Source organism: Brenneria tiliae (assembly GCF_023347575.1).
In the GTDB taxonomy this organism is placed as follows: Bacteria; Pseudomonadota; Gammaproteobacteria; order Enterobacterales; family Enterobacteriaceae; genus Brenneria; species Brenneria corticis.
Genome location: NZ_JAKPCB010000096.1, coordinates 117,620 through 141,065 on the forward strand (window position 1 = coordinate 117,620; position 23,446 = coordinate 141,065).

General features: G+C 56.0%; 22 protein-coding genes. 14 read left to right on the forward strand and 8 right to left on the reverse strand.

Features of this window, described 5'->3' with window-relative positions; genetic code table 11:
• Positions 1 to 6: 6 nt before the first annotated feature.
• The gene (locus tag MFP24_RS10530; RefSeq protein ID WP_249230503.1) at positions 7 to 1,509 is read left to right on the forward strand and encodes a tripartite tricarboxylate transporter permease; all 1,503 of its coding nucleotides are present in this window, start codon (positions 7 to 9) and stop codon (positions 1,507 to 1,509) included.
• 58 nt (positions 1,510 to 1,567) lie between these two features.
• Here the strand turns inward: MFP24_RS10530 and glpE are convergent, their stop codons facing one another.
• The 3 genes from glpE to ulaG all read right to left on the reverse strand — a co-directional run bounded on the left by glpE (position 1,568) and on the right by ulaG (position 3,952).
• Positions 1,568 to 1,891 (reverse strand): thiosulfate sulfurtransferase GlpE, encoded by a 324-nt coding sequence (gene glpE / locus MFP24_RS10535; protein ID WP_249230504.1) that lies wholly within the window; start codon positions 1,889 to 1,891, stop codon positions 1,568 to 1,570.
• 92 nt (positions 1,892 to 1,983) lie between these two features.
• Positions 1,984 to 2,739 carry an HTH-type transcriptional regulator UlaR gene (gene ulaR / locus MFP24_RS10540; RefSeq protein WP_249230505.1) on the reverse strand — a complete coding sequence of 252 codons (756 nt, stop codon included), beginning with the start codon at positions 2,737 to 2,739 and terminating at the stop codon, positions 1,984 to 1,986.
• A 148-nt stretch (positions 2,740 to 2,887) separates the two neighbouring features.
• The gene (gene ulaG / locus MFP24_RS10545; RefSeq protein ID WP_249230506.1) at positions 2,888 to 3,952 is read right to left on the reverse strand and encodes an L-ascorbate 6-phosphate lactonase; all 1,065 of its coding nucleotides are present in this window, start codon (positions 3,950 to 3,952) and stop codon (positions 2,888 to 2,890) included.
• Between the two features lie 417 nt (positions 3,953 to 4,369).
• Between ulaG and MFP24_RS10550 the strand changes: the two genes are divergently transcribed.
• The 13 genes from MFP24_RS10550 to ydhT all read left to right on the forward strand — a co-directional run bounded on the left by MFP24_RS10550 (position 4,370) and on the right by ydhT (position 17,335).
• Positions 4,370 to 5,773: a PTS ascorbate-specific subunit IIBC gene (locus MFP24_RS10550; RefSeq protein ID WP_249230507.1), complete on the forward strand. Its 1,404-nt coding sequence runs from the start codon at positions 4,370 to 4,372 to the stop codon at positions 5,771 to 5,773.
• On the forward strand, positions 5,770 to 6,078 hold the full coding sequence (gene ulaB, locus MFP24_RS10555; protein WP_136166832.1) for a PTS ascorbate transporter subunit IIB: 309 nt from the start codon (positions 5,770 to 5,772) through the stop codon (positions 6,076 to 6,078). The genes MFP24_RS10550 and ulaB overlap by 4 nt, the downstream gene beginning before the upstream one ends.
• Before the next feature lie 9 nt (positions 6,079 to 6,087).
• A complete protein-coding gene (ulaC, locus tag MFP24_RS10560; RefSeq protein ID WP_249230508.1) occupies positions 6,088 to 6,555 on the forward strand; it encodes a PTS ascorbate transporter subunit IIA in 468 nt (155 codons plus the stop codon).
• A gap of 15 nt (positions 6,556 to 6,570) precedes the next feature.
• Positions 6,571 to 7,224, forward strand: coding sequence for a 3-keto-L-gulonate-6-phosphate decarboxylase UlaD (locus MFP24_RS10565; RefSeq protein WP_249230509.1), 654 nt, complete (start codon positions 6,571 to 6,573; stop codon positions 7,222 to 7,224).
• 9 nt (positions 7,225 to 7,233) lie between these two features.
• Positions 7,234 to 8,094 carry an L-ribulose-5-phosphate 3-epimerase gene (locus MFP24_RS10570; RefSeq protein WP_249230510.1) on the forward strand — a complete coding sequence of 287 codons (861 nt, stop codon included), beginning with the start codon at positions 7,234 to 7,236 and terminating at the stop codon, positions 8,092 to 8,094.
• Complete coding sequence (locus tag MFP24_RS10575; protein WP_249230511.1) at positions 8,091 to 8,780, forward strand: L-ribulose-5-phosphate 4-epimerase; 690 nt, start codon at positions 8,091 to 8,093, stop codon at positions 8,778 to 8,780. Before MFP24_RS10570 ends, MFP24_RS10575 begins: the two co-directional genes overlap by 4 nt.
• A 183-nt stretch (positions 8,781 to 8,963) precedes the next feature.
• On the forward strand, positions 8,964 to 10,463 hold the full coding sequence (glpD, locus tag MFP24_RS10580; protein ID WP_249230512.1) for a glycerol-3-phosphate dehydrogenase: 1,500 nt from the start codon (positions 8,964 to 8,966) through the stop codon (positions 10,461 to 10,463).
• Between the two features lie 819 nt (positions 10,464 to 11,282).
• Positions 11,283 to 11,912, forward strand: coding sequence for a ferredoxin-like protein (locus MFP24_RS10585; protein ID WP_249230513.1), 630 nt, complete (start codon positions 11,283 to 11,285; stop codon positions 11,910 to 11,912).
• A gap of 64 nt (positions 11,913 to 11,976) precedes the next feature.
• On the forward strand, positions 11,977 to 14,079 hold the full coding sequence (locus MFP24_RS10590; protein WP_249230514.1) for an aldehyde ferredoxin oxidoreductase: 2,103 nt from the start codon (positions 11,977 to 11,979) through the stop codon (positions 14,077 to 14,079).
• Between the two features lie 22 nt (positions 14,080 to 14,101).
• Positions 14,102 to 14,776 carry a YdhW family putative oxidoreductase system protein gene (locus MFP24_RS10595; RefSeq protein ID WP_249230515.1) on the forward strand — a complete coding sequence of 225 codons (675 nt, stop codon included), beginning with the start codon at positions 14,102 to 14,104 and terminating at the stop codon, positions 14,774 to 14,776.
• Positions 14,777 to 14,919: 143 nt separating this feature from the next.
• Positions 14,920 to 15,591 carry a 4Fe-4S dicluster domain-containing protein gene (locus tag MFP24_RS10600; protein ID WP_249230516.1) on the forward strand — a complete coding sequence of 224 codons (672 nt, stop codon included), beginning with the start codon at positions 14,920 to 14,922 and terminating at the stop codon, positions 15,589 to 15,591.
• On the forward strand, positions 15,588 to 16,373 hold the full coding sequence (gene phsC, locus MFP24_RS10605; RefSeq protein WP_249230517.1) for a thiosulfate reductase cytochrome B subunit: 786 nt from the start codon (positions 15,588 to 15,590) through the stop codon (positions 16,371 to 16,373). The genes MFP24_RS10600 and phsC overlap by 4 nt, the downstream gene beginning before the upstream one ends.
• Before the next feature lie 35 nt (positions 16,374 to 16,408).
• Positions 16,409 to 17,335, forward strand: coding sequence for a protein YdhT (gene ydhT / locus MFP24_RS10610; RefSeq protein ID WP_249230518.1), 927 nt, complete (start codon positions 16,409 to 16,411; stop codon positions 17,333 to 17,335).
• Positions 17,336 to 17,370: 35 nt separating this feature from the next.
• On the opposite strand, the gene MFP24_RS10615 is transcribed toward ydhT, so the two are convergent.
• The 5 genes from MFP24_RS10615 to glgC form a co-directional block, all read right to left on the reverse strand.
• Complete coding sequence (locus tag MFP24_RS10615) at positions 17,371 to 17,685, reverse strand: helix-turn-helix domain-containing protein (protein ID WP_009111105.1); 315 nt, start codon at positions 17,683 to 17,685, stop codon at positions 17,371 to 17,373.
• Complete coding sequence (locus tag MFP24_RS10620) at positions 17,682 to 18,023, reverse strand: type II toxin-antitoxin system RelE/ParE family toxin (RefSeq protein WP_136166820.1); 342 nt, start codon at positions 18,021 to 18,023, stop codon at positions 17,682 to 17,684. Before MFP24_RS10620 ends, MFP24_RS10615 begins: the two co-directional genes overlap by 4 nt.
• A 155-nt stretch (positions 18,024 to 18,178) precedes the next feature.
• Positions 18,179 to 20,626 (reverse strand): glycogen phosphorylase, encoded by a 2,448-nt coding sequence (gene glgP / locus MFP24_RS10625; RefSeq protein WP_249230519.1) that lies wholly within the window; start codon positions 20,624 to 20,626, stop codon positions 18,179 to 18,181.
• 34 nt (positions 20,627 to 20,660) lie between these two features.
• Positions 20,661 to 22,094, reverse strand: a complete 1,434-nt coding sequence (gene glgA / locus MFP24_RS10630; RefSeq protein ID WP_249230520.1) for a glycogen synthase GlgA — start codon at positions 22,092 to 22,094, stop codon at positions 20,661 to 20,663.
• Between the two features lie 63 nt (positions 22,095 to 22,157).
• On the reverse strand, positions 22,158 to 23,438 hold the full coding sequence (glgC, locus tag MFP24_RS10635; protein WP_249230521.1) for a glucose-1-phosphate adenylyltransferase: 1,281 nt from the start codon (positions 23,436 to 23,438) through the stop codon (positions 22,158 to 22,160).
• Positions 23,439 to 23,446: the final 8 nt, after the last annotated feature.

The window sequence follows — 23,446 nt, forward strand, 5'->3', positions numbered from 1 at the left end:
CAGTTAATGGATATCCTGATTAACGCCAGTGAATATATTACCCTCAGCGCCATCATCGCTATTCTGGCCGCCGGGCTGTTCGGCCTGTTCGTGGGGGCGATACCCGGACTCACCGCCACCATGGCCGTGGCATTGCTGGTTCCCTTTACTTTTTTTATGGACCCGATCCCCGCGCTGGCGATGATGATCTCCGTCGGCGCCTCCACCATCTATGCCGGCGATATTCCCGGCGTCTTGCTGCGTATTCCCGGCACGCCGGCATCCGCGGCCTACGTGGACGACAGCTATGCCCTCAGCCAGCAGGGAAAAACCAATTACGTTCTCGGGCTGGGGTTAAGCACTTCGGTGATCGGCGGCATTATCGGCGCCATCGTCTTAACCTTCGCCTCCCCGTTACTGGCGTCGTTCGCCTTGAAATTCAGCTCGTTCGAATACGCCTGGCTGGCCCTGCTGGGGCTAAGCTGCTCCACGCTGATCGCCGGACAATATATCGTTAAAAGCCTGCTGGCGCTGCTGCTGGGGCTGGCGTTGGCCACCATCGGCTACGATGAGTTTACCGGACAGCCGCGTTTCACCTTCGGCCAGGTATCCTTACTGGAAGGGATCAGCTTTATCCCGGCGATGATCGGCATGTTCGCCATCGCCAACGCCATTGAATATTACGCCAGCCGCAACGGCGCCGCGCCGGTAAACCATCCCGCTCACGCCGCGGAAAAGTCCTCGCTCAATATCCTCGCCGGCATTTTCCCGGCGCTGAAGAAAAACCGGCTCGGCATTGCGCGCAGCAGCGCCATCGGCACGCTGATTGGCGTGCTGCCCGGCGCCGGAGCGGATATTGCCGCCTGGATCTCCTACGCCGTGGCAAAAAAATTCTCCCGCCACCCGGAAAAATACGGCAAAGGCTCGGAGGAGGCGGTGATCAACGCCTCGTCAAGCAACAACGCCAGCCTGGCGGGCAGCTATATTCCCACCCTGGTATTCGGCATTCCCGGCGATTCGGTGGCGGCGATTGTTATCGGCGTGCTGTATATGAAAGATATGCAGCCGGGCCCTGCGCTGTTTATCTTTCACCCGGAAAAGCTGTATGCCATCTTTATGCTGTTTTTTATCGCCAACCTGGCTTTGCTGCCGCTGGCGATGATTGTGGTCAATTTTCTGAAGAGGCTGATATCCGTTAATAAAGATATTATCTACCCCGTGGTGATCGTCTTCAGCATCGTCGGCGCCTTCGCCATGAATAATTCGATGGCCTCGGTGGTCGTGATGCTGGTTATGGGGGTTATCGGCTACTATTTGCAGAAATATCACTATCCCATCGCGCCGGTTATTTTAGGCATGGTGCTCGGGCCGATGTTTGAAAAGAGCCTGCTGTCTTCGCTGATCAAATCGGACGGCGACTGGACGGCATTCGTCGAACGGCCGATATCCGCCTTTCTGGCCGCGCTTTTTCTGCTGGTGGTTATTATGCAGGGGAAAAGTATTATCCAGACCTTTAAAAACCGCGCGTAACGGCGAATCCGCCCTCGGCGCGCGTTCGCGCTGAAGGCGCGATACCGGCGCGGCAGTCTCAAATCTGCGCGTCAATATCCTGGGGATAGCGCTGTTGCCAGGCCTCAAACCCGCCGTCAATGCTGTATACCGCGGCAAACCCCAGGCTAAGCAGATACTGCGCCGCATGGCGGCTGCTGATGCCGTGATAACAAATCACCATCACCGGCGCGTCAAGGTCCGCCCCGCGAACGAAATCCGCCAGGGTTTCGTTGCTCAGGTGCGTCGCCCCGGGCACATGCGCCACGGCAAAGCTCTGCGGATCGCGGATATCCACCACCGCGCCGCCCTGTCGCCAGCGGGAATAGGCGTTTTCAATACCAATCGCTTCAAATTGTTCCATTAAAGGTTACAGCCTTGTTAATCACCGAGGGCGTTATTGTAACCCGCATGGGAGCGTATTAAACCAGATAAACCATAGGGCTATGGCGAAAACTACACCAATATCACTTCCACATTCTGTGCGCGCAGCTGCGCCACAATCTGCGCATCGGCCTGCTTGCCGGTAATGACCACGTCGATCTGCTCCACCCGGCTGAACAGCATTCCGGCTCGTTCGCCGATCTTGCTGCTGTCCACCACCACCGCCAGCTTGCCGACGTAGCTCAGCATCTTTTGTTCCGCCATCGCGGTCAGCATATCGGTTTTGTACAGCCCTTCCGCCATCAGCCCCTTGCCGCTGGTAAACATCCAGTGGCCGGCGTAGAGGCTGGCATCCCCTTCCTGCGGCGCCAGAGTGATCGACTGACTTTTATTGTACTGCCCGCCCATAATGACCACGCTTTCGTGTTCCTGCTCAATCAGATAGTTCGCCAGCGGCAGATAATTGGTGATCACCTGTACGTCTTTACCGCATATTTCCTGCCCCAGCAAAAAGGCGGTGGAGCCGCAGTTAATCACCACGCTCTCCCCCGGACGGCACAGCTGTGCGGCGGCCTTGGCGATGCGCATTTTTTCATCCAGATTCTGCGCCTGATAAATATTCAGCGGCGACCAGGCGGGACGCGGAATATTCACCGCTTCGGCGCCGTTGCGGACTTTGCGCAGCTTGCCCGATTCATCAAGCTTATTGATATCCCGCCTTGCCGTCGCCGGCGAGACGTCAAAGTGTTCGATAAGATCGGCGACGGTAATCTGCCGCTGGCGTTGCAGGAAATCGATGATGGCATTATGGCGCTGAGATTCGGTCATACTGGCCCCGTTAAATGGATTCTGGATACCGATTATAATCAGCGCCTGCGGCAATTTGAATCATAACTTGTCAAAAGTACGCACGGAAATATCATCAGCGGATAAAACGCGCCGGGCAGCAAGGGCGGACTGCGCCGCCCCGCCGGTTTTACAGGAAAGATTTATACGGCAGATCCGGCTCGAGGGTAAAACAATCATCAAATCCACGCGGATAGTGATACTCCAGATTATCCTTGTCCTGCGGCCAGGTGAACTTGCCGCCGACCTGCCAGATAAAAGGCTTAAAGCCATATTTCAGGCGATCTTTTTTCATTTCCCACAGCACGCGGATCTCCCGCGGGTCGGCCTGAAAATTCGACCAGATATCGTGATGGAAGGGGATCACCACCTTGGCGTTCAGCGCCTCGGCCATGCGCAGCATATCGGCGCTGGTCATTTTATCTGTGATGCCGCGCGGGTTCTCGCCATAGGAGCCCAGCGCCACGTCTATCCGATGTTCGTTGCCGTGCTTGGCGTAATAGTTTGAATAGTGTGAATCCCCGCTGTGGTAAAGGTTGCCGCCCGGCGTTTTAAACAGATAGTTCACCGCCCGCTTATCCATGCCGTCCGGCAATACGCCCGCCGCTTTCTCATCCGCCGGGAGCGTAATCAGCGCGGTGCGATCGAAGGCGTCCAGCGCGTGAATCTCAACGTCTTTTATGCTGATGATATCGCCCGGTTTCACCACGATGCAGCGTTCGCGCGGCACGCCCCAGCCAATCCACAGATCGACGCAGCTTTGCGGGCCGATAAACGGCACGTCGCCGGGGCAATTTTTCAGCACCGCGGCGGCCACGTTCACATCGATATGGTCGTTGTGGTCGTGGGTTGCCAGCACGGCGTCAATCTGACGAATGGCGAAAGGATCGAGAACAAACGGCGTGGTACGCAAATTGGGCTGCAGTTTTTTCACCCCCGCCATGCGCTGCATCTGATGGCCCGTTTTCATCAGCGGATTGGCGTGGCTCTGTTTGCCGGTGCCGCACCAGAAATCCACGCAGATGTCGGCCCCCTCCTGCGACTTCAGCCAGATGCCGGTACAGCCCAGCCACCACATGGAAAACGTTCCCGGCGCCACCTGCTCCTGCGCTATTTCTTCATTCAGCCAGCTTCCCCATTCCGGGAAGGTATTCAGAATCCATGACTCACGGGTAATGCTGTCGATTTTACTCATAGTATGAACCTCATCGTCGGTCGGCCTGGTAGATTACTGAACAAAAAAATCAAAACAAATCACAAAATGAAAATATATGATTTTATTTTGCGAATCTATCACCGTTTTTCCATGCTGACAATCGACCATTACCCGGACCTGTGCGTTACCCGCTGATTAACAACTTCCTGTAAATCGTAAAATAAAAATATAATCACATGAAAAATAAAGATAAAAAATATCACTTGGCTTTATGGATTGAGAACGATTTCCATCTATAAGGATAATTGCGAAGCCACTCACAAATAATCAATAAATGTCTTTTTATGATTATTTGTGATTGATAGAGTAAATACGCCCTACAAAAAACGCCTGCCCGCGCCAGAGTCATGCGCCGTTGACGCGCAACAGGATGACCAAAAGCCGAACGGAGTGCTTATGGAAACGCTCTATAACATCTTTACCATCTTCTTTAATCAGGTCATGACCAACGCCCCGCTGTTGCTGGGGATCGTCACCTTTCTCGGGTATTTGCTGCTGCGTAAAAGCGCCACAGTCATCATTAAAGGCACCATCAAAACCATCATCGGGTTTATGCTATTGCAGGCCGGCTCCGGTATTCTGACCGGCACCTTCAAACCCGTCGTCGCTAAAATGTCCGAAGTTTACGGCATCAGCGGCGCCATCTCGGATACCTACGCCTCCATGATGGCGACCGTCGAACGCATGGGCGACGCCTACAGCTGGGTCGGCTATGCGGTACTGCTGGCGCTGGCGCTGAATATCGTTTACGTCCTGCTGCGCCGGATCACCGGCATCCGCACCATTATGCTCACCGGCCACATCATGTTTCAGCAGGCCGGGTTGCTGGCGGTTTTCCTCTATATTCTCGGCTATCCGATGTGGACCACCATTATCTGCAGCGCCGTGCTGGTTTCCCTGTACTGGGGCATTACGGCAAACATGATGTACAAACCCACGCAGGCGGTAACGGACGGCTGCGGTTTCTCCATCGGGCACCAGCAACAGTTCGCCTCCTGGCTGGCCTACAAGCTCGCGCCTTATCTGGGGAAAAAAGAGGAGAGCGTCGAAAATCTGAAACTGCCGGGCTGGCTGAACATTTTCCATGACAACATTGTCTCCACCGCCATCGTTATGACGGTCTTTTTCGGCGCCATCCTGATCTCCTTCGGTCTGGATACCGTGCAGCAAATGGCCGGGAAAACGCACTGGAGTATCTATATTCTGCAAACTGGCTTCCAGTTTGCCGTCGCCATTTTCATCATCGTCCAGGGCGTGCGGATGTTTGTCGCCGAACTCTCCGAAGCCTTTAACGGCATCTCCCAGCGATTGATCCCCGGCGCGGTGCTGGCCATCGACTGCGCGGCGATCTATAGCTTCGCCCCCAACGCGGTGGTATGGGGATTTATGTGGGGCACCATCGGCCAGCTGATCGCCGTCGGCATCCTGATCGTCGTCGGTTCGCCCATCATGATCATTCCCGGTTTTATTCCGATGTTCTTCTCCAACGCCACCATAGGCGTATTCGCCAACCACTTCGGCGGCTGGCGCGCGGCGCTGAAGATCTGCCTGGTGATGGGGATGATCGAAATCTTCGGCTGCGTCTGGGCGGTAAAACTGACCGGCCTGAGCGCCTGGATGGGCATGGCGGACTGGTCGATTCTGGCGCCGCCGCTGATGCAGGGGCTAACGCTCGGCCTGTGGTTTATGAGCGTCGTTATCGTCATTGCGCTGATTTACATGGTCTTTGCCGGCCGCACCTTGCGGGCTGAAGAAGATGCTGAAAAGAAACTCACCGAATCCATGGAGAAATCACTATGACCGTACGAATTCTGGCCGTCTGCGGCTGCGGGCAAGGCAGTTCCATGATTATGAAAATGAAGGTCGGCCAGTTTCTGGCCGAGCAGGGAATCGACCATAGCCTGAACAGCTGCGCGGTAGGCGAATACAAAGCCGAACTGAGCGGCGCCGATATCATTATCGCCTCGACCCATATCGCGGATGAAATCACCGTCAGCGGCAATAAATATGTGGTCGGCGTGCGCAATATGCTCTCCGCCGCCGAATTCGGCCCGAAGCTGCTGGAGGTCATCAAGGCGCACTTTCCGGCGGACCTCAAGCAATAGGACGTGACGATGAAACTACGCGATTCATTGGCGGAAAATCACTCCATACGTCTGCAAGCCGCAGCGGACAGTTGGCAGGAGGCGGTAAAAATCGGCGTTGACCTGCTGGTCGCCGCCGATGTCGTCGAACCGCGCTACTACCAGGCCATTCTGGATGGGGTACAGCGCTTCGGCCCCTATTTCGTTATCGCTCCCGGACTCGCCATGCCCCACGCGCGCCCGGAGGAGGGCGTCAAAAAAACCGGCTTTGCGCTGGTTACCCTGCAAACGCCGCTGATTTTCAATCATGAAGACAACGACCCGGTGGACATCCTGATCACCCTGGCCGCGGTCGATGCCAATACCCACCAGGAGGTGGGCATTATGCAAATCGTCAATCTGTTTGCAGACGAGGCCAACTTTGACCGCCTGCGCGCCTGTCGCACCGCGCGGGAGGTATTGGATTTGATTGACCGGACCGCCGCGGCGGCATGCTGATTAAGGAGTTTACCGATGTCCCATTTACCGATGTTACAGGTCGCGCTGGATAACCAGACGCTGGCCGATGCTTACCGGACCACCCGATTGATTGCCGAAGAGGTGGATATTATTGAAGTCGGCACCATCCTGTGCGTCGGCGAGGGGGTGCGCGCGGTGCGCGACCTGAAATCTCTTTACCCGCACAAGATTGTGCTGGCGGATGCCAAAATCGCCGATGCCGGAAAAATTCTGGCGCGCATGTGCTTCGATGCGCAGGCCGACTGGGTGACCGTTATTTGCTGCGCGGATATTAACACCGCGGCCGGCGCGCTGGAGGTCGCCGGCGAGTTTCAGGGCGACGTCCAGATCGAGCTGACCGGTTTCTGGACCTGGGAACAGGCGCAGGCCTGGCGCGATATCGGTATCCGGCAGGTGGTCTATCACCGCAGCAGGGATGCGCAGGCGGCGGGCATCGCCTGGAGCGAGGCCGATATCGGCGCGATTAGGCGCCTGGCCGATATGGGCTTTAAGCTCACCGTCACCGGCGGGCTGGCGCTGGAGGATCTGCCGCTGTTCAAAGGCATTCCCATCCACGTGTTTATCGCCGGGCGCAGCATCCGCGACGCCGCGAGTCCGGTAGAGGCGGCGCGTGAGTTCAAGCGCCGCATCGCCCAGCTCTGGGGATAAGGTGACCTCATGCTCACGAAAGCGGTTCCTCTCGGTATTTATGAAAAAGCCCTGCCGCCGGGCGAAAGCTGGCTGACGCGGCTGCAACTGGCGAAAACGCTGGGCTTCGACTTTGTCGAAATGTCGCTGGATGAAAGCGACGGCCGGCTGGCGCGTCTCGACTGGAGCCGCGAACAGCGCCTGGAACTGGTCAACGCCGTTTCCGCCAGCGGCATCCGCGTTCCGTCCATGTGTCTGAGCGCCCATCGGCGCTTTCCGCTGGGCTCGGAGGATGACGACATACGCAATCAGGGGCTGGACATCATGGGCAAGGCCATCCGCCTGGCGCAGGATGTGGGCATCCGCGTTATCCAGCTCGCCGGCTACGACGTCTACTACCAGCGGGCCAACGACCTTACCCGTGAGCGTTTTCGCCAGGGATTGCAACTGGCGGTGGAAATGGCCAGCCGGGCCCAGGTTACGCTGGCGATGGAGATCATGGACTACCCGTTAATGAACTCCATCAGCAAAGCGCTGGGCTATGCCAGCTACCTCAATAACCCGTGGTTCCAGCTTTATCCGGATATCGGCAATCTGTCGGCGTGGGATAACGACGTGCAGATGGAGCTGAGCGCGGGGAAAGGCCATATCGTGGCGGTGCATGTTAAAGACACGCGGCCGGGGGTGTTCAAAAATGTGCCGTTCGGCAGCGGCGTGGTCGATTTTACCCGCTGTTTTACCACGCTGCGCGAGAGCGGCTACTGCGGCCCTTATCTGATCGAAATGTGGAGCGAAACCTCGCCCGACCCGCTAACGGAGATCGCCGCCGCCCGCGACTGGGTTAAACGGCAGATGGCCCGGGCCGGGCTGCCGGTGGAGGAAAACCTATGACAGAGCAACTGAAACAGCAGGTTTTTGCGGCGAATATGGCGCTGCCGCGCCACGGTCTGGTGACCTATACCTGGGGCAACGTCAGCGCCATCGATCGGCGGCGGCAGGTGATCGTCATCAAGCCCAGCGGCGTGGCCTACGAGGTGATGCAGGCCGACGACATGGTGGTGGTCGATATGCAGGGCAAGGTGGTGGACGGCAAATACCGCCCCTCCTCCGATACCGCCACCCATCTGGAGCTTTATCGCCGCTATCCGCAAATCGGCGGCATCGTCCATACCCACTCCACCCATGCCACCGCCTGGGCGCAGGCGGGGCTGGCGATCCCGGCGCTGGGCACCACCCACGCCGACTACTTTTATGGCGCTATTCCCTGCACCCGGCCGTTAACGCCGCGGGAAGTGGCGGAGGAATATGAAAAGAATACCGGCGTGGCCATCGCCCAAACCCTTGGCGACGGCAACCCGCTGCATACGCCGGGGATCGTCGTTTATCAGCACGGTCCTTTCTGCTGGGGCAGGGACGCCGACGAAGCGGTCCACAATGCGGTGGTGATGGAAGAGGTGGCGAAAATGGCGTGGATTGCCTGCTCGATAAATCCGCGCCTGCGGGCGATTGACGATTATCTGATGGATAAGCACTTTAGCCGCAAGCACGGACCCGATGCTTATTATGGGCAGCGGTAAGCTTTATAACCGCCCCCCACCCCCAATAACCCTTATTTTAATGTGACAATCATCACTAAATTGTTACCTCCATCACGCATAAATGTTTTTATCTGGTTAAGTATTGGCTGTATTGTTTGTTTTCGATTATCATAATGCGCGAAAACGAACATTTTAGCGTTATTTTACTGGTGGAGGAAAAACGTGGAAACCAAAGATCTGATTGTGATCGGTGGCGGCATTAACGGTGCAGGCATCGCCGCGGATGCCGCCGGGCGCGGATTATCCGTCCTGCTGCTGGAAGCGCAGGATCTGGCCTGCGCCACCTCCTCCGCCAGCTCCAAATTGATTCATGGCGGCTTACGCTATCTGGAACATTATGAGTTTCGTCTGGTCAGCGAAGCGCTCTCCGAGCGTGAAACCCTGCTGAAAATGGCGCCCCACATCATTTTCCCGCTGCGTTTTCGCTTGCCGCATCAGCCTCACCTGCGCCCGGCGTGGATGATCCGCATCGGTTTGTTTATGTATGACAATATTGGCAAACGCGTTAGCCTGCCCGCCAGTAAAAGCGTGAAATTCGGCGCCGGCTCGGTATTGAAACCAGAGCTGACACAGGGCTTTGAGTATTCGGACTGCTGGGTGGACGATGCGCGTCTGGTGGTGCTGAACGCGCAGGAAGTCGCCAAGCGCGGCGGCGAAGTCCGCACCCGCACCAAAGTCATCAGCGCCCGGCGCGAACAGGACCTGTGGGTGGTGGAAGCCGTCGATTCACTTAGCGGTGAAACGCTCACCTGGCGCGCCAAAGGTCTGGTCAACGCCACCGGCCCCTGGGTGAAGGAGTTCTTTGACGACGGCCTGCACCTGAAATCGCCTTACGGGATCCGCCTGATCAAAGGCAGCCACATCGTGGTGCCCAAAGTACACGATCAGCCTCAGGCGTATATTCTGCAGAATAAAGATCACCGCATTGTGTTTGTGATCCCCTGGCAGGATGAATTCTCGATCATCGGCACCACCGACGTGGAATACAACGGCGATCCCCATAACGTGAAGATCGACGATAACGAAATCGGCTACCTGCTGGACGTGTATAACGATCACTTTAAGCAGCCGTTAAGCCGCGATGATATCGTCTGGACCTATTCCGGCGTACGGCCGCTGTGCGACGATGAATCGGATTCGCCGCAGGCCATCACCCGCGATTACACCCTGTCGGTTGACGATGAACAGGGCCGGGCGCCCCTGTTGTCCGTATTCGGCGGCAAACTGACCACCTATCGCAAACTGGCCGAACATGCGCTGGATAAACTGGAAAAATACTACCCTCAGGCCGGAAAAGCCTGGACCAAAAACGCCGTGCTGCCCGGCGGCGATATTTCCGGCACTCGTGATGACTACGCCGCCGCCCTGCGCCGCCGCTTTAATTTGCCGGAAGCGCTGGCGCGCCGCTATAGCCGCACCTACGGCTCAAACAGCGAACTGATTCTGGCCGATGCCAAAGGCCTTGACGCGCTGGGGGAACATTTCGGCCATGACCTGTATGAAGCGGAACTGCGCTATCTGGTGGAGAAAGAGTGGGCCGTCACGCTGGATGACGTCATTTGGCGGCGGACAAAACTGGGTATGTGGCTGAATGAGGCGCAGCAGCAGCGTATCGCCGAGTGGCTGGATGCTTATCGCCATCAGGCGGCAAAAGCAGGCTAACCCGCCCCTGCAGAACGTTTACATTTTTGCAAAGGTTCTGCATCACCGGTAAGAAGCGAATTATATTCGCTCAGATTGCTGAAAAACCCTTCATCTTCATCGTCATCCCCGCGCAGGCGGGGATCTACTTTCAGATAATGCATTGATATCAAAAAGATTCCTGCTTCCGCAGGAATGACGGATTTGGGGGCGGTATTATAGATGTTTACTTTGTCAATGGTCTGAACGAATTAGCTTCGCCGTTATTTTTCAGGCTAAAAAACCGCTTTCACCGGTGGTTTTTTCTCTTTAACCGTACATACCTCACTTTTAATCAATACCGTTAATCCCGCTCATCACGGTATAAATCAAAAAACCTTATATTCTGACGGCATTGAATATAATGTTTCCAAGAAAACATTAACATTCCATAAAATAACAAAAGAATAAATATTATTAACTACTGCTGATTTTATTTTACCTAAATGACGCATTATATTTATCTATATTTCAATCTAAAGCCATTAAATAAGAATAAGAATCAATAACAATAAATGAATTTAAAATAAATAATTTATAAGAGATTAGTCACAGAATAAAAAATATTATAACCACATTATAAATAAGGTTAATGAACTACGTAAAAATGCCCTATAGTAAAAATGTAATCTACGGCGTCTTTGATATTTTTCTATGGGCTTATTTCATGCTCATTTATTTATTCCCGCAGATTTCAGGATGCAGGAAACCAACACGTCTGTAATTTGAAAGATGGCGGGTTAATGCAGCCAACGCACATGCAGCTTGAAGTATGACGGGTATGCGGGGGATGAGAATTAAATGCCTAATCAGGTTGAACGTCCTTTATTGGATCTGGGGTTAACAAGGCTGGAGTTTCTGCGTATTTCAGGCAAAGGCCTGGCGGGAATAACCATCGCGCCGGCGCTGCTTTCCCTGCTGGGATGCAGGCAGGAGGAGGTTAACAGCGGCAGCGTCGGGCTGACCACCACGCCGAAAGGGGTGCTGGTGACCAAAAGGGCCCGCTGTACCGGCTGCCATCGCTGCGAAACCTCCTGCACCACCTATAACGACGGCAGCGTCGGTTCCTTCTTTTCACGGGTGAAGATCCATCGCCACTTTTATTACGGCGACGGCGGTATCGGCTCCGGCGGCGGACTGTACGGCGATCTTAATTTCACCACCGACACCTGCCGACAGTGTAAAGATCCCGAATGTATGAAGGTCTGCCCGATAAAAGTAATCGCCTATAACGAGGAGAGCGGCTGTATTACGGTCGACGCCAAGCGCTGTATCGGCTGCGCCGCCTGTACCACCGCCTGCCCGTGGATGATGGCGACGGTAAATCCGCAGATCAAAAAGTCCGGTAAGTGTAATTTATGCGGCGAATGCGCCACCGCTTGCCCTACAGGTGCTTTAAGCATTATCGAATGGAAGGATATTACGGTGTGAGCCGCCCGGGTTTACGTCTAGACATTTATCCATGACGATGCTTCATCACTCAGGAAAATAAATCATGATCAACGGTTGGACTGGCAATATATTACGAATCAATTTAAGCAGCGGTGCGATTACCAAAGAAGATTCCAGCAAATATAAAAAATTTATTGGCGGAATGGGATTTGGTTATAAGATCATGTACGACGAAGTCGCCCCGGGAACCAAGCCTTTTGACGAAGCCAATAAGGTGGTGTTCGCCGTCGGGCCGTTAACCGGTTCCGGCGCCCCCTGCAGCTCACGCGTTAATATCACCACGCTGTCCACCTTTACCCGCGGTAATTTAGTCATTGATGCGCATATGGGCGGCTTCTTCGCGGCCTATATGAAATACGCCGGCTATGACGCCATTATTATTGAAGGCAAAGCAGCCGCCCCGGTGTGGATTAATATTCAGGACGACGAGGTCAGCATTGAAAATGCCGCGTTCCTGTGGGGAAAAGGCACCCGCGCCACCACCGAAGAGATCTGCCGCACCACCAATGTGGAAGCCTGCGTCGCCGCTATCGGCCCGGCGGGGGAAAATCTGGTGCCGCTCTCCGGCATTCTGAACAGCCGTAATCATAGCGGCGGCGGCGGCACCGGCGCCGTGCTCGGCTCCAAAAATCTGAAAGCCATCTCGGTCATCGGCACGCGCGGCGTCAACGTCTCGAATCGGGAAGAACTTAAAAACCTGAACGATTACATGATGACGCAGTTAATCGGCGCCAATAATAACCACGTGGTGCCCAGCACCCCGCAGGCCTGGGCGGAATACTCCGACCCCAAATCACGCTGGAACGCCCGTAAAGGGCTGTACTGGAAAGCGGCCGAAGGCGGCCCGATCGAAACCGGCGAAATTCCTCCCGGCGACCAGAATACCGTCGGTTTCCGCACCATGAAATCGGTATTCGACCTGGGGCCGGCGGCCGAAAAATACACCGTGAAAATGGGCGGATGCCACTCCTGCCCGATCCGCTGTTCGGCGCAGTTGAAAGTCCCGCTGGCCAGCGAATACGGCGTGCCGACCACCGGGGGCAACACCTGCGTCGCGCAAACCGCGCATAGCTCGATGTTCCCGCACGGCCCTAAAGATTTTGAGGAAAAAGGGGATGGCAAGGTCATCGCCAATTTTGTGGCGCTAAACGTGTTTGACGATATGGGGCTGTGGTGCAACTACGCCCAGCTACAGCGCGATTTTGTTTACTGTTATTCACACGACGTATTCAAACGCGTACTTCCCGCGGATGAATACGCCTCAATCCGCTGGGATCTGCTGGAGGCGGGCGATCCGGCGTTTATCAAAGATCTCTATCTGCGTCTGGCGCATCGCCAGGGGGAAATCAGCCATCTGGCGGACGGATCTTATCTGCTGGCGCAAAGGTGGGATCTGGGCGAGGAGTACTGGGCAACCACCAAAAACAAACTCTGGTCGCCGATGGGTTTCCCGGTGCATCACGCCAATGAAGCCTCGGCGCAGGTGGGGGCTATCGTCAACTGCATGTTCAACCGTGACGCCATGACCCACACCCATATCAACTACATCGGCAGCGGATTGCCGTTAAAGCTGCAAAAAGAGATCGCCGCCGAACTGTTCGGTTCAGGGGATGCCTACGACGAAACCAAGAACTACACGCCGATCAACCCCTACAAAATCAAATACGCCAAGTGGAGCATCCTCAAATGTTGTCTGCATGACGCGGTGACATTGTGCAACTGGGTCTGGCCGATGACCGTGTCGCCCTTGAAGAGTCGTAACTATCGCGGCGACCTGACGATGGAAGCCAAATTCTTCGCGGCGGTAACCGGCGAAACCACCACGGAAGAGAGTCTGGACCTGGCGGCGGAGCGTATCTTCACGCTGCACCGCGCCTACACCGTGAAGCAGATGAATACCAAAGATATGCGCCATGAGCACGACCAAATCTGTAGCTGGGTATTTGATAAAGACCCCGATATCCCGGCGTTTACCGAAGGCACGGACAAGATGGAGCGCGAGGACATGCAAAAATCGCTGACGATGTTCTATACGGAAATGGGCTGGGATCCTGAGCTGGGCTGTCCGACCCGGGAAACGCTGGTCAGGCTGGATCTGGAAGACGTCGCCGACGATCTGGCCGCGCGGGATTTGCTCCCCGCATAAGCGCTATTGCAGGGTATTGATTATGAAGACGACACCATCATTGACGGCAGAAGAACGGCATGACTCGCTGCCGGATTTAACGAAAAGACGACTGCTGCTGCCGCTATCCCAGCAGACTCCGGCGGCGGATAACGATGTTGCGACGGACGAGGTCAGCGAGCCCCAGGCGCCGTTTTTAGCCGTGGCGGAGTATATCCGCCGGCGTTCGGCGGCGGGTGAACTGGTGAACGAAGGGGAGTTTCAGCAAACGCCTTACTCACTGGATGAGGAAACCGTCAGCCAACTGTTCGAACAGATCGGCGCCAGCGAAGCCTGCGCGGACATTCTCTCCGTCAGCAACGATAAAGAGCGCTATTACTACTCGGATCGCAGCATCAGTCACAACTATGCGCGGATCCTGATTTTCACCCACGAGCAGGATATCTGCAAAACCATTGCCGACACCGTGCGCTTCGAGTGCCAAACCTATCCGCGGCCTTATAAGGTACAGATGCTGCGGTTGCCGCCCTACTCTTTCGATCGGCAAAAGATCGACGAGGCGATGCGTTTTTTCGAACGGTCCGCCGAGTTTCAGGATATTCGCCCTATTGCGGCTTCCAACGGCGAACCCTATTTGTTCAGCGAACGTTTTATGAGTTATGGCAAGGCAAAAGGGCTATGTGAGTGGATTGAGGTTGAACAGTATGAAAATCCTTAACCATTTTCTTATCGACGCGCGACGGGGAAAAAAACCGCTCTGCGCCGCGGCGGGCGACTCACTGGAGAGCTGATGAAAAAGCGAGCTTTAACATCTCGGCTGCAACCGACTTTGAACGACTCATTTTCTGGGAGGCAAGGAAGATGACATGCTCACGCCGTAAATTTGTCCTCGGCATGGGATCGGTGATTTTTTTCAGCGCGCCGCTCTTCTCCGCCCTGGGCGGAACGGATAAAAACAGATCCGTGCGCTACGCCATGATCCACGATGAAGTGCTGTGCAACGGCTGCAATATTTGCGCCGTGGCCTGCCATAAAGTGAATAAAGTCCCGGTGGGCGCGGCACGGATGAGCATCGCCCATATTGCGATGACGCCCCCGGAACAGGGAAACCTCTACCACTTTTTCCGCCACGCCTGCCAGCAGTGCGAAGATGCCCCCTGTATCACCGTGTGCCCGACCGGTTCGTCCTACCGGGATGAAAGCAACGGCATTGTCCGGGTGGACAAGGCGAAATGCATTGGCTGTAGCTACTGTATTTCGGCCTGCCCCTATCAGGTGCGTTATCTCAACCCGACAACCCGCGTCGCCGATAAATGCGATTTCTGTCTGGAGTCGCGCCTGCAAAAAGGCTTTCCGCCCATCTGCGTCAGCGCCTGCCCGCAGAATGCGCTTATTTTCGGGCCAGAGGAGAGCGAGCCCGTTCAGGCCTGGCTGAAAACGCATGAATATTACCAATACCAACTGCCCGATGTCGGCAAGCCGCATATTTATCGCCGCCCCGGCCCGCACGACGTCGCAAAGGTGAACGTATGAATATTATGCCGAATGCCGAGCTATTTCAGGCTCAGCTTTATCAATATGTTTATATCTATACGCCTGACTTCTGGCCGGTATGGCTTATTCTGGCAGGGGTGTTTTTTGTCGGCATGCTGGGGGTATTAACCCTGCACGGGCTGCTGCGCTACCGGCTCGCGCCGCCTCACGCCAGGGAACATGAAGAAAAAGTATATCTCTATTCGCGGGCCATCCGCCTATGGCACTGGAGCAACGCGTCGCTGTTTATTCTGCTGCTCGCCAGCGGCCTGCTTAACCACTTCGCCGCCGGCTCGGTAAAAGACACCGTTATTCTGGTCGCCCTGCATGAGCTGTGCGGCTACCTGTTATTAATCAGCTGGGTCGCCTTTGTGTTGATCAACGCGTTCGGCGGCAACGGCCGCCATTACCTTATCGAGCGTAAAAACTGGGGGCAGCGCGCCTTTCTTCAGGTTCGTTTCTACCTGTACGGCATTATCAAAGGGGAAGATCACCCGTTCCCGGCCACGCCGCGCGCCAAGTTTAATCCATTGCAGCAGGCGGCTTATCTTGGCGTGATGTACGCGCTGCTGCCCGCACTGCTGATAACCGGCGTGCTGTTGAGCAATCCGCTGTGGATCCCGGCTGATTTCGTGCTGCTCAAAGCCTGGCTGCTGCCGCTGCATCTGCTGCTGGCCGTCGCCGGCCTGTTTTTCCTCTGCGGGCATATCTATCTGTGCACCACCGGACGGACGCCCGCCCAAACCTTTCGCTGCATGATTGATGGCTATCATCGTCACTGAGGCGGGAAACAGACAGCGGGGAATAGCAGGCGAAAATGAACAAAATCACCCGACAGCAACTCCATTCATTACAGGTCAGCCCGCGGATTTATCGCTGGTTCCTGCGCCGTTTCCCGCAGGGCGGAGAGTATCAAGATATTCATTACGCCCTGCTGTGCGACGGGTATAGCGAATGGCTGGAAAGCCTGGTGGAGTATGGCTATGCGCTGGGCTTCGACACGCCGCAGTTTATGGCGCAGGAAATCAGCGCCGCGCGGACGATGGTTGAGCGGTTAACGCACGGCGGTGATGGCGTCGTTCAGGTAAAACCCCGCGGCGGGAAATATGCGGCAAACATCCCCAGAGAAGTCCAGCTGGCCTCCGGCGACTCGGCGCTGGATATCGGCTGCATCGGCCTGCAAAGTAAAGTCGCTTTATCCGGCGCCTATAACTTTATGGGCAATTCCGGCGAAAACAGCGGCATCGCCAGCGTAGGCTACGCCTGCCAACTGGTCAGCACCGGTTTTGCCGTGAAGATCAGCAATGCCGGTGAGCACTGCCGCATCGGCAGCTTAGGCGGGCGGGCTCGCATCAGCAATAGCGGAAATTCCGCCAAAATCAGCGGCGCCGGACGCGGCACGCACGTCGCCAACAGCGGCATGCGCAGCTATATCAGCAACGCGGGCGACGGTTCGACCATCGCCAACGTGGGCGATATGTGCAAGCTCGGCGCGGCGGGCGATGAAAGCCGCATCAGCAATAGCGGCGACAACGTGTCAATCACGGTAACCGGCGGGAATGCGGTGGTGACGTCATCCGGCAGCGTAAACACGCTGGTGCTGGGTAAAGGCGGCTGCGCCGCATTAACCTACCACGACGGCGAGCGCACCCGCTTTCTGGTGGTGTATGAAGGGGAAAACGGCGTCGCCGCCGGGGTAAAATACCGCCTTAACGCGTCATTCGAGCTGGAGGCGTGCGGGTAAGGTAAAATTAACGGGGAGACTCGCGCCCATACCGCTCACAATGCGGCCAGCGTGCGAAGCGTATCCGGGTTTTGTTCTACCATTTTAATCAATAAAACCGCCTGTGGATTAGGTTTTGCCCTACCTTGTTCCCAGTTCTGATAGGTTGTTTCCGCGGTATGAAGATACTGAGCGAAAACCGCCTGCGACAGATTCAACTTTTCCCGTACGGATTTGAGTTCATCCGGCGTCATAGATACGCGTTTTCTGATGGCGACACGATGGGATTTCAGCGTTTTCTTACCCGCATTCATCTCACCCCATGCCTTCATTCCGTCAACCAGCTCATCAAATAGATTACGATTACTCATATACTTTGCCCTTTCTTGAGCCTATCCAGCATGTGCCGCAGAATTTCACGTTGTTGTTTTGACAAATCGTCCTGCTCGTTTTTGCCGTAAACCGTAAAAAGCAGAAAGTGTGATTTTTCAATCCACCAATAGTAGATAACACGAATACCGCCGCGTTTCCCTTTACCTCGTCTGTTATCGCCAAACCGAACTTTTCTAAGCCCCCCGGTGTGCTGAATAACGTCGCCACATTGCGGGTAAGCCAATAGCATTTGCTGAAAATCCCGATATTCATCATCGGAAAGATATTCTGCCCTGTGCCTTTCAAAGAAAGGTAATTCTACGAAAATAGCTTCCATGGTTTTCGCTTGTTGTCCTTAACTTGGGTATAGATTATCCCCAACTTGGGTATAGTTCAAGATTGCATCGCTACGCTGGCACGCAGCGCGGCGGCGGCAAGCGCGGACATTGCCAAAAAATTTAGCGCTGGAACGCCAGCGCTCGCCATCAACCGCTACAACCGTATCGGCTTGATATTCCAGATCTCTTCGGCGTACTCGCTGATGGTGCGATCGGAGGAGAAATAGCCCATGCTGGCGATATTGTGCGCCGTGCAGCGCGTCCATTCGTCAACGTTGCGGTACAGCTCGTCCACCCGGTCCTGCGTATCCACATAGCTGCGGTAGTCCGCCAGCAGCTGATAGTAGTCGCCAAAGTTCACCAGCGAATCGAACAGGTCGCTGTAGCGTCTGGCGTCATCCGGGCTGAAAACGCCGGTGGCGATTTGCGTCAGCACCCGGTGCAGTTCGTCGTCCTTATCGTAATATTCACGCGGGTTGTAGCCATTCTGACGCAGCGCTTCCACCTGATCGGCGGTATTGCCGAAGATAAAGATGTTTTCTTCGCCGATATGCTCCCGCATTTCGACGTTCGCGCCGTCCAGCGTACCGATGGTCAGCGCGCCGTTAAGCGCGAATTTCATATTGCTGGTGCCGGAGGCTTCGGTGCCCGCCAGAGAGATCTGCTCGGAGAGATCCGCCGCCGGGATAATGATCTGCGCCAGACTGACGCCGTAGTTCGGAATAAACACCACTTTCAGCCGATCGTGCAGCGCGGGATCGCTGTTGATCACCTTGGCGACGTCGTTGATCAGATTGATGATATGCTTCGCCATATAGTAGGCGGAGGCCGCCTTGCCGGCAAAAATCGCCACGCGCGGCACGCGATCCACCTCCGGGTCGTCCTTGAGGCGGTTATACAGCGTGATGATATGCAGCACGTTGAGCAACTGCCGTTTATATTCGTGGATCCGCTTAATCTGTACGTCGAACAATGCCTCCGGATTCACCACGATATTCAGGTTTTCCGCGATATAAATCGCCAGCCGCTTTTTATTCTCCAGCTTGGCCTCGCGGATCTTCTGCACGAACGCCGGATAGTCGATATGCGGCTTCAGTTCGGCCAGCTGGCTGAGATCGGTGCGCCAGGTCTGCCCGATGGTATCGTCCAGCACCTTGGCCAGCGGACGGTTGGCCAGCGCCAGCCAGCGCCGCGGCGTCACCCCATTGGTCTTGTTGCAGAAACGGTCGGGGAACAGGCGCGCGAAGTCGGCGAACAGCGACTGCACCATCAGATCCGAATGCAGCTCCGACACCCCGTTCACTTTATGGCTCGCCACCACCGCCAGCCAGGCCATGCGGACCCTGCGCCCGTTGGTTTCCTCAATGATGGATACCCGCGCCAACAGCTCGTTGTCGCCGGGGAACTGCTCCTGGACGTATTCCAGAAAATGCTCGTTAATATCGAAAATCAATTGCAGGTGGCGCGGCAGAATTTTGCCCAGCATATCCACCGGCCAGGTTTCCAGCGCTTCCTGCATCAGGGTGTGGTTGGTATAGGAAAAGACTTTGGTGACCACCTCCCAGGCGGCCTGCCATTTGAACTTGTGCTCGTCGATCAGCAGCCGCATTAATTCCGGGATCGCCAGCACCGGGTGGGTATCATTCAGATGGATGGCGAACTTCTCCGCCAGATTGTCGTAGGTATTGTGCATCATCCAGTGGCGGTTGAGGATATCCTGCACCGTGGCGGAAACCAGGAAATACTCCTGGCGCAGGCGCAGCTCGCGTCCTGAATAGGTTGAATCATCGGGATAGAGCACCCGGGATACGTTTTCCGAATGGTTTTTATCTTCCACCGCCGCGAAATAGTCGCCCTGATTGAACTTGCCCAGGTTGATTTCATTACTGGCCTGCGCGCTCCACAAACGCAGGGTATTGGTCGCATCGGTGTCGAAACCGGGAATGATCTGGTCATAAGCGCAGGCGATGACTTCTTCGGTTTCCAGCCAGCGGGCTTTGGTGCCCTCCTGCTGGATACGTCCGCCAAAGCGCACTTTGTAGCGGGTGCTGTGACGGACGAACTCCCACGCGTTGCCGTACTCCAGCCAGTAGTCCGGCGATTCGGCCTGCTGCCCGTTGACGATATTCTGCTTGAACATGCCGTATTCATAACGGATGCCGTAGCCCCGCCCCGGCAGCGCCAAAGTAGCCAGCGAATCGAGAAAGCAGGCCGCCAGCCGCCCCAAACCGCCGTTGCCCAGACCGGGATCGTTCTCTTCCTGCAACAGGTCCTCCAGCTCCAGACCCATGCCGTCCAGCGCGGCGTTTAAATCGTCATACAGCCCCATCGCCAGTAACGCGTTTGACAGCGTGCGCCCGAGCAAAAACTCCATGGAGAGATAATAGACCTGGCGGACATCCTGCGACAGCTGCGCCCGGTTGGAACGCAGCCAGCGTTCCACCATACGGTCGCGCACCGCCAGCAGCGTGGCGTTCAGCCAGTCATGCTTGGTGGCTATCGCCGGATCCTTACCCACGGCGAACATCAGCTTGTAAGCGATGGAATGTTTCAACGCTTCTACACTGAGCGTTGGTGCAGTATAGGTAAACGGCGTGTTCATAATATTCATTCCCAAGTCAAGTTAATTGCGGTAATTACCACAAGCGTTGATATAGCGTACGATAAGCCTGAGCGGCCACCTGCCAACTGAAATCCATCGCCATCGCCTGACGCTGCACATAACGCCACAGCGTCGGGCGCGACCAGAGTACAAACACCCGACGGATCGCCCGGGATAACGACCCGATATTGCTGTCGTTAAACACAAAGCCGCTCGCCAGGCCATCCGCCAGATTTTCCAGCGAACAATCCGCCACCGTATCCGCCAGTCCCCCGGTACGGCGCACCAGCGGCAAGGTGCCGTATTTCAGCCCGTAGAGCTGCGTTAACCCGCAGGGCTCGAACCGGCTGGGAACCATAATCACATCCGCCCCGCCGATGATGCGGTGAGAAAAGGCTTCGTGATAGCCAATCTGCACCCCGACCTGGCCGTGATACTTGGCCGCGGCGGCCAGAAACCCTTCCTGCAATTGGGCGTCGCCCGCCCCCAGCACCGCCAGCTGCCCGCCCTGGTCCAGCAGATCGGGCACCGCGTCCAGCGCGATATCCAGCCCTTTCTGGCTGGTCAGGCGGCTGACGATGGCGAACACCGGCGCTTTGTCATCCACCTTGAGCCCCATCGCCGTTTGCAGATGCCGTTTATTCTCGGCCTTGTTCGCCAGCACGTCCCGGTTGTAATGGCTGGTCAGCAAAGAGTCATGCGCCGGATTCCAGATAGCGTCGTCCACCCCGTTGAGAATGCCCGATAAACGACCCTCCTCCTCGCGGGTTTTCAATAACCCTTCCATGCCGTAACCGTATTCGGGCAGGGTGATTTCATGCGCATAGGTCGGGCTGACGGTGGTAACGTGATCCGCGTAATACAGCCCGGCCTTGAGATAGGAAATCTGCCCATGGAACTCCAGCCCATAAACCTGAAAGAAATCCGCCGGCAGTTGCAGCTCGGCCATATGCCGGGCGTCAAACAGCCCCTGATAGGCTAAATTATGGACGGTAAATACCGATTTTGCCGGGTGGTTGCGGGCGGCCAGATAGGCGCAGGTCAATCCGGCATGCCAGTCATGGGCATGCACGATGTCGGGCCGCCAGTAATGATCCAGCCCGCAGGCCACTTCACTCCCCATCCAGCCCAGCAGCGCGAAACGTAAATAGTTATCCGCATAGGCGTACAGCGCGGGGTCGTGATAGGGACTGCCCGCGCGCTGATACAGCGTCGGGGCGTCGATCAGATAAATTCCGACGCCGTTAAAATGGCCGTACAGCAGGATGACATGCCCGGCGAACGTATCCAGTTCACGTACCACCTGCGTATTGGTGATCCCTTTTTTCAGCGCGGGGAAAGCGGGCAGCATCACCCGGACATCCATGCCCGCCTCAATCTGTGCCGCCGGCAATGCCCCGACCACATCCGCCAGACCACCGGTTTTCAACAGTGGAAACAGCTCTGAACAAACATGTAATACCTGCATTGTCACTCCTGTTTTGCCCCAATGACTTTACGCGGGAAACAAATGGCGAGCCTGTTTTCCCGATTACCGTTTTTCCAGCATCGCCCGCGTTACCAGCACAATCCCTTCCTCCGAGCGATAAAACCGGCGGCTGTCTTCTTCCGCATTTTCGCCGATGACGGTGCCCTCCGGGAGCTGACAGGCGCGATCGATAACGCAGCGGCGCAAACGACAGGAGCGCCCGACGACCACGTCCGGCAACAATACCGTTGAATCTATGCTGCAAAATGAATTAACCCGCACGCGCGGAAACAGCACCGAGTGCGTCACCACCGAACCGGAAACGATGCAGCCGCCGGAAACCAGCGAGTTCATGGTCATACCGTGGCTACCGGAGTGATCCTGGACGAATTTCGCCGGCGGCAATGACTCGATCGCCGAGCGGATCGGCCAGCTACGGTCGTACATATCCAGCTCCGGCGTGACGGACGCCAAATCGAGATTCGCCTGCCAATACGCCTCCAGCGTGCCGACATCCCGCCAGTAGGGGCGATCGCTGTCGCCCGAGGTGACGCTGGAGAGGGTAAAAGGATGGGCCCAGGCGGCGCGCTGGGCGACGATTTTCGGGATCAGATCCTGACCGAAATCGTGGTTGGATTCCGCCACGCTGAGATCTTCTTCCAACTGGCGATAAAGGTAGTCGGCATTAAAAACATAGATCCCCATGCTCGCCAGCGCCATCTCGGGGTTATCCGGCATCGGCACCGGCTGCGCCGGCTTTTCGGCGAAATCGAGGATGCGGTGCTGGCTGTCCACGCTCATCACGCCGAAGGCGCTGGCTTCCCTCAGCGGCACCGGCAGGCAGGCCACGGTGCATTCCGCCCCCTTTTCCACGTGGTCGATCAGCATGCGTGAATAATCCATCTTGTAGATATGATCGCCCGCCAGTATCACCACGTACTCCGCCCGATAACGGCGGATGATATCCAGATTCTGGCACACCGCATCGGCGGTGCCGCGATACCAGTGTTCGGCGGCGGAGTTGCGCTGCTGCGCCGGCAGCAGATCGATAAATTCGTTCATCTCCACGTTCAGGAAAGACCAGCCGCGCTGAATATGCTGCACCAGCGTATGCGACTGATATTGCGTAATCACCCCGATGCGCCGGATGCCGGAGTTGAGGCAGTTGGACAGGGCGAAATCAATAATGCGGAATTTGCCGCCGAAATGAACGGCGGGCTTGGCGCGCAAAGCCGTCAGGTCTTTTAAACGCGTTCCCCGGCCTCCCGCCAGAATTAGCGCCACCGATTTAAGCGGTAATTGTCTTGCCAGCATCAGGGGATCGTTTTTGTCGTTACTCACCATGGCTAACT

Bases quoted from the DNA above. Each gene is read 5' to 3' on its own strand.
- ulaC (WP_249230508.1), top strand. From the start codon at position 6,088: ATGAAACTACGCGATTCATTGGCGGAAAATCACTCCATACGTCTGCAA.
- MFP24_RS10550 (WP_249230507.1), top strand. From the start codon at position 4,370: ATGGAAACGCTCTATAACATCTTTACCATCTTCTTTAATCAGGTCATG.
- MFP24_RS10570 (WP_249230510.1), top strand. From the start codon at position 7,234: ATGCTCACGAAAGCGGTTCCTCTCGGTATTTATGAAAAAGCCCTGCCG.
- MFP24_RS10585 (WP_249230513.1), top strand. From the start codon at position 11,283: ATGCCTAATCAGGTTGAACGTCCTTTATTGGATCTGGGGTTAACAAGG.
- ulaR (WP_249230505.1), bottom strand. From the start codon at position 2,739: ATGACCGAATCTCAGCGCCATAATGCCATCATCGATTTCCTGCAACGC.
- ulaG (WP_249230506.1), bottom strand. From the start codon at position 3,952: ATGAGTAAAATCGACAGCATTACCCGTGAGTCATGGATTCTGAATACC.
- MFP24_RS10600 (WP_249230516.1), top strand. From the start codon at position 14,920: ATGACATGCTCACGCCGTAAATTTGTCCTCGGCATGGGATCGGTGATT.
- phsC (WP_249230517.1), top strand. From the start codon at position 15,588: ATGAATATTATGCCGAATGCCGAGCTATTTCAGGCTCAGCTTTATCAA.
- glgA (WP_249230520.1), bottom strand. From the start codon at position 22,094: ATGCAGGTATTACATGTTTGTTCAGAGCTGTTTCCACTGTTGAAAACC.
- MFP24_RS10565 (WP_249230509.1), top strand. From the start codon at position 6,571: ATGTCCCATTTACCGATGTTACAGGTCGCGCTGGATAACCAGACGCTG.
- MFP24_RS10590 (WP_249230514.1), top strand. From the start codon at position 11,977: ATGATCAACGGTTGGACTGGCAATATATTACGAATCAATTTAAGCAGC.
- ydhT (WP_249230518.1), top strand. From the start codon at position 16,409: ATGAACAAAATCACCCGACAGCAACTCCATTCATTACAGGTCAGCCCG.
- MFP24_RS10530 (WP_249230503.1), top strand. From the start codon at position 7: ATGGATATCCTGATTAACGCCAGTGAATATATTACCCTCAGCGCCATC.
- MFP24_RS10615 (WP_009111105.1), bottom strand. From the start codon at position 17,685: ATGAGTAATCGTAATCTATTTGATGAGCTGGTTGACGGAATGAAGGCA.
- MFP24_RS10575 (WP_249230511.1), top strand. From the start codon at position 8,091: ATGACAGAGCAACTGAAACAGCAGGTTTTTGCGGCGAATATGGCGCTG.
- MFP24_RS10595 (WP_249230515.1), top strand. From the start codon at position 14,102: ATGAAGACGACACCATCATTGACGGCAGAAGAACGGCATGACTCGCTG.
- ulaB (WP_136166832.1), top strand. From the start codon at position 5,770: ATGACCGTACGAATTCTGGCCGTCTGCGGCTGCGGGCAAGGCAGTTCC.
- glgP (WP_249230519.1), bottom strand. From the start codon at position 20,626: ATGAACACGCCGTTTACCTATACTGCACCAACGCTCAGTGTAGAAGCG.
- MFP24_RS10620 (WP_136166820.1), bottom strand. From the start codon at position 18,023: ATGGAAGCTATTTTCGTAGAATTACCTTTCTTTGAAAGGCACAGGGCA.
- glgC (WP_249230521.1), bottom strand. From the start codon at position 23,438: ATGGTGAGTAACGACAAAAACGATCCCCTGATGCTGGCAAGACAATTA.
- glpE (WP_249230504.1), bottom strand. From the start codon at position 1,891: ATGGAACAATTTGAAGCGATTGGTATTGAAAACGCCTATTCCCGCTGG.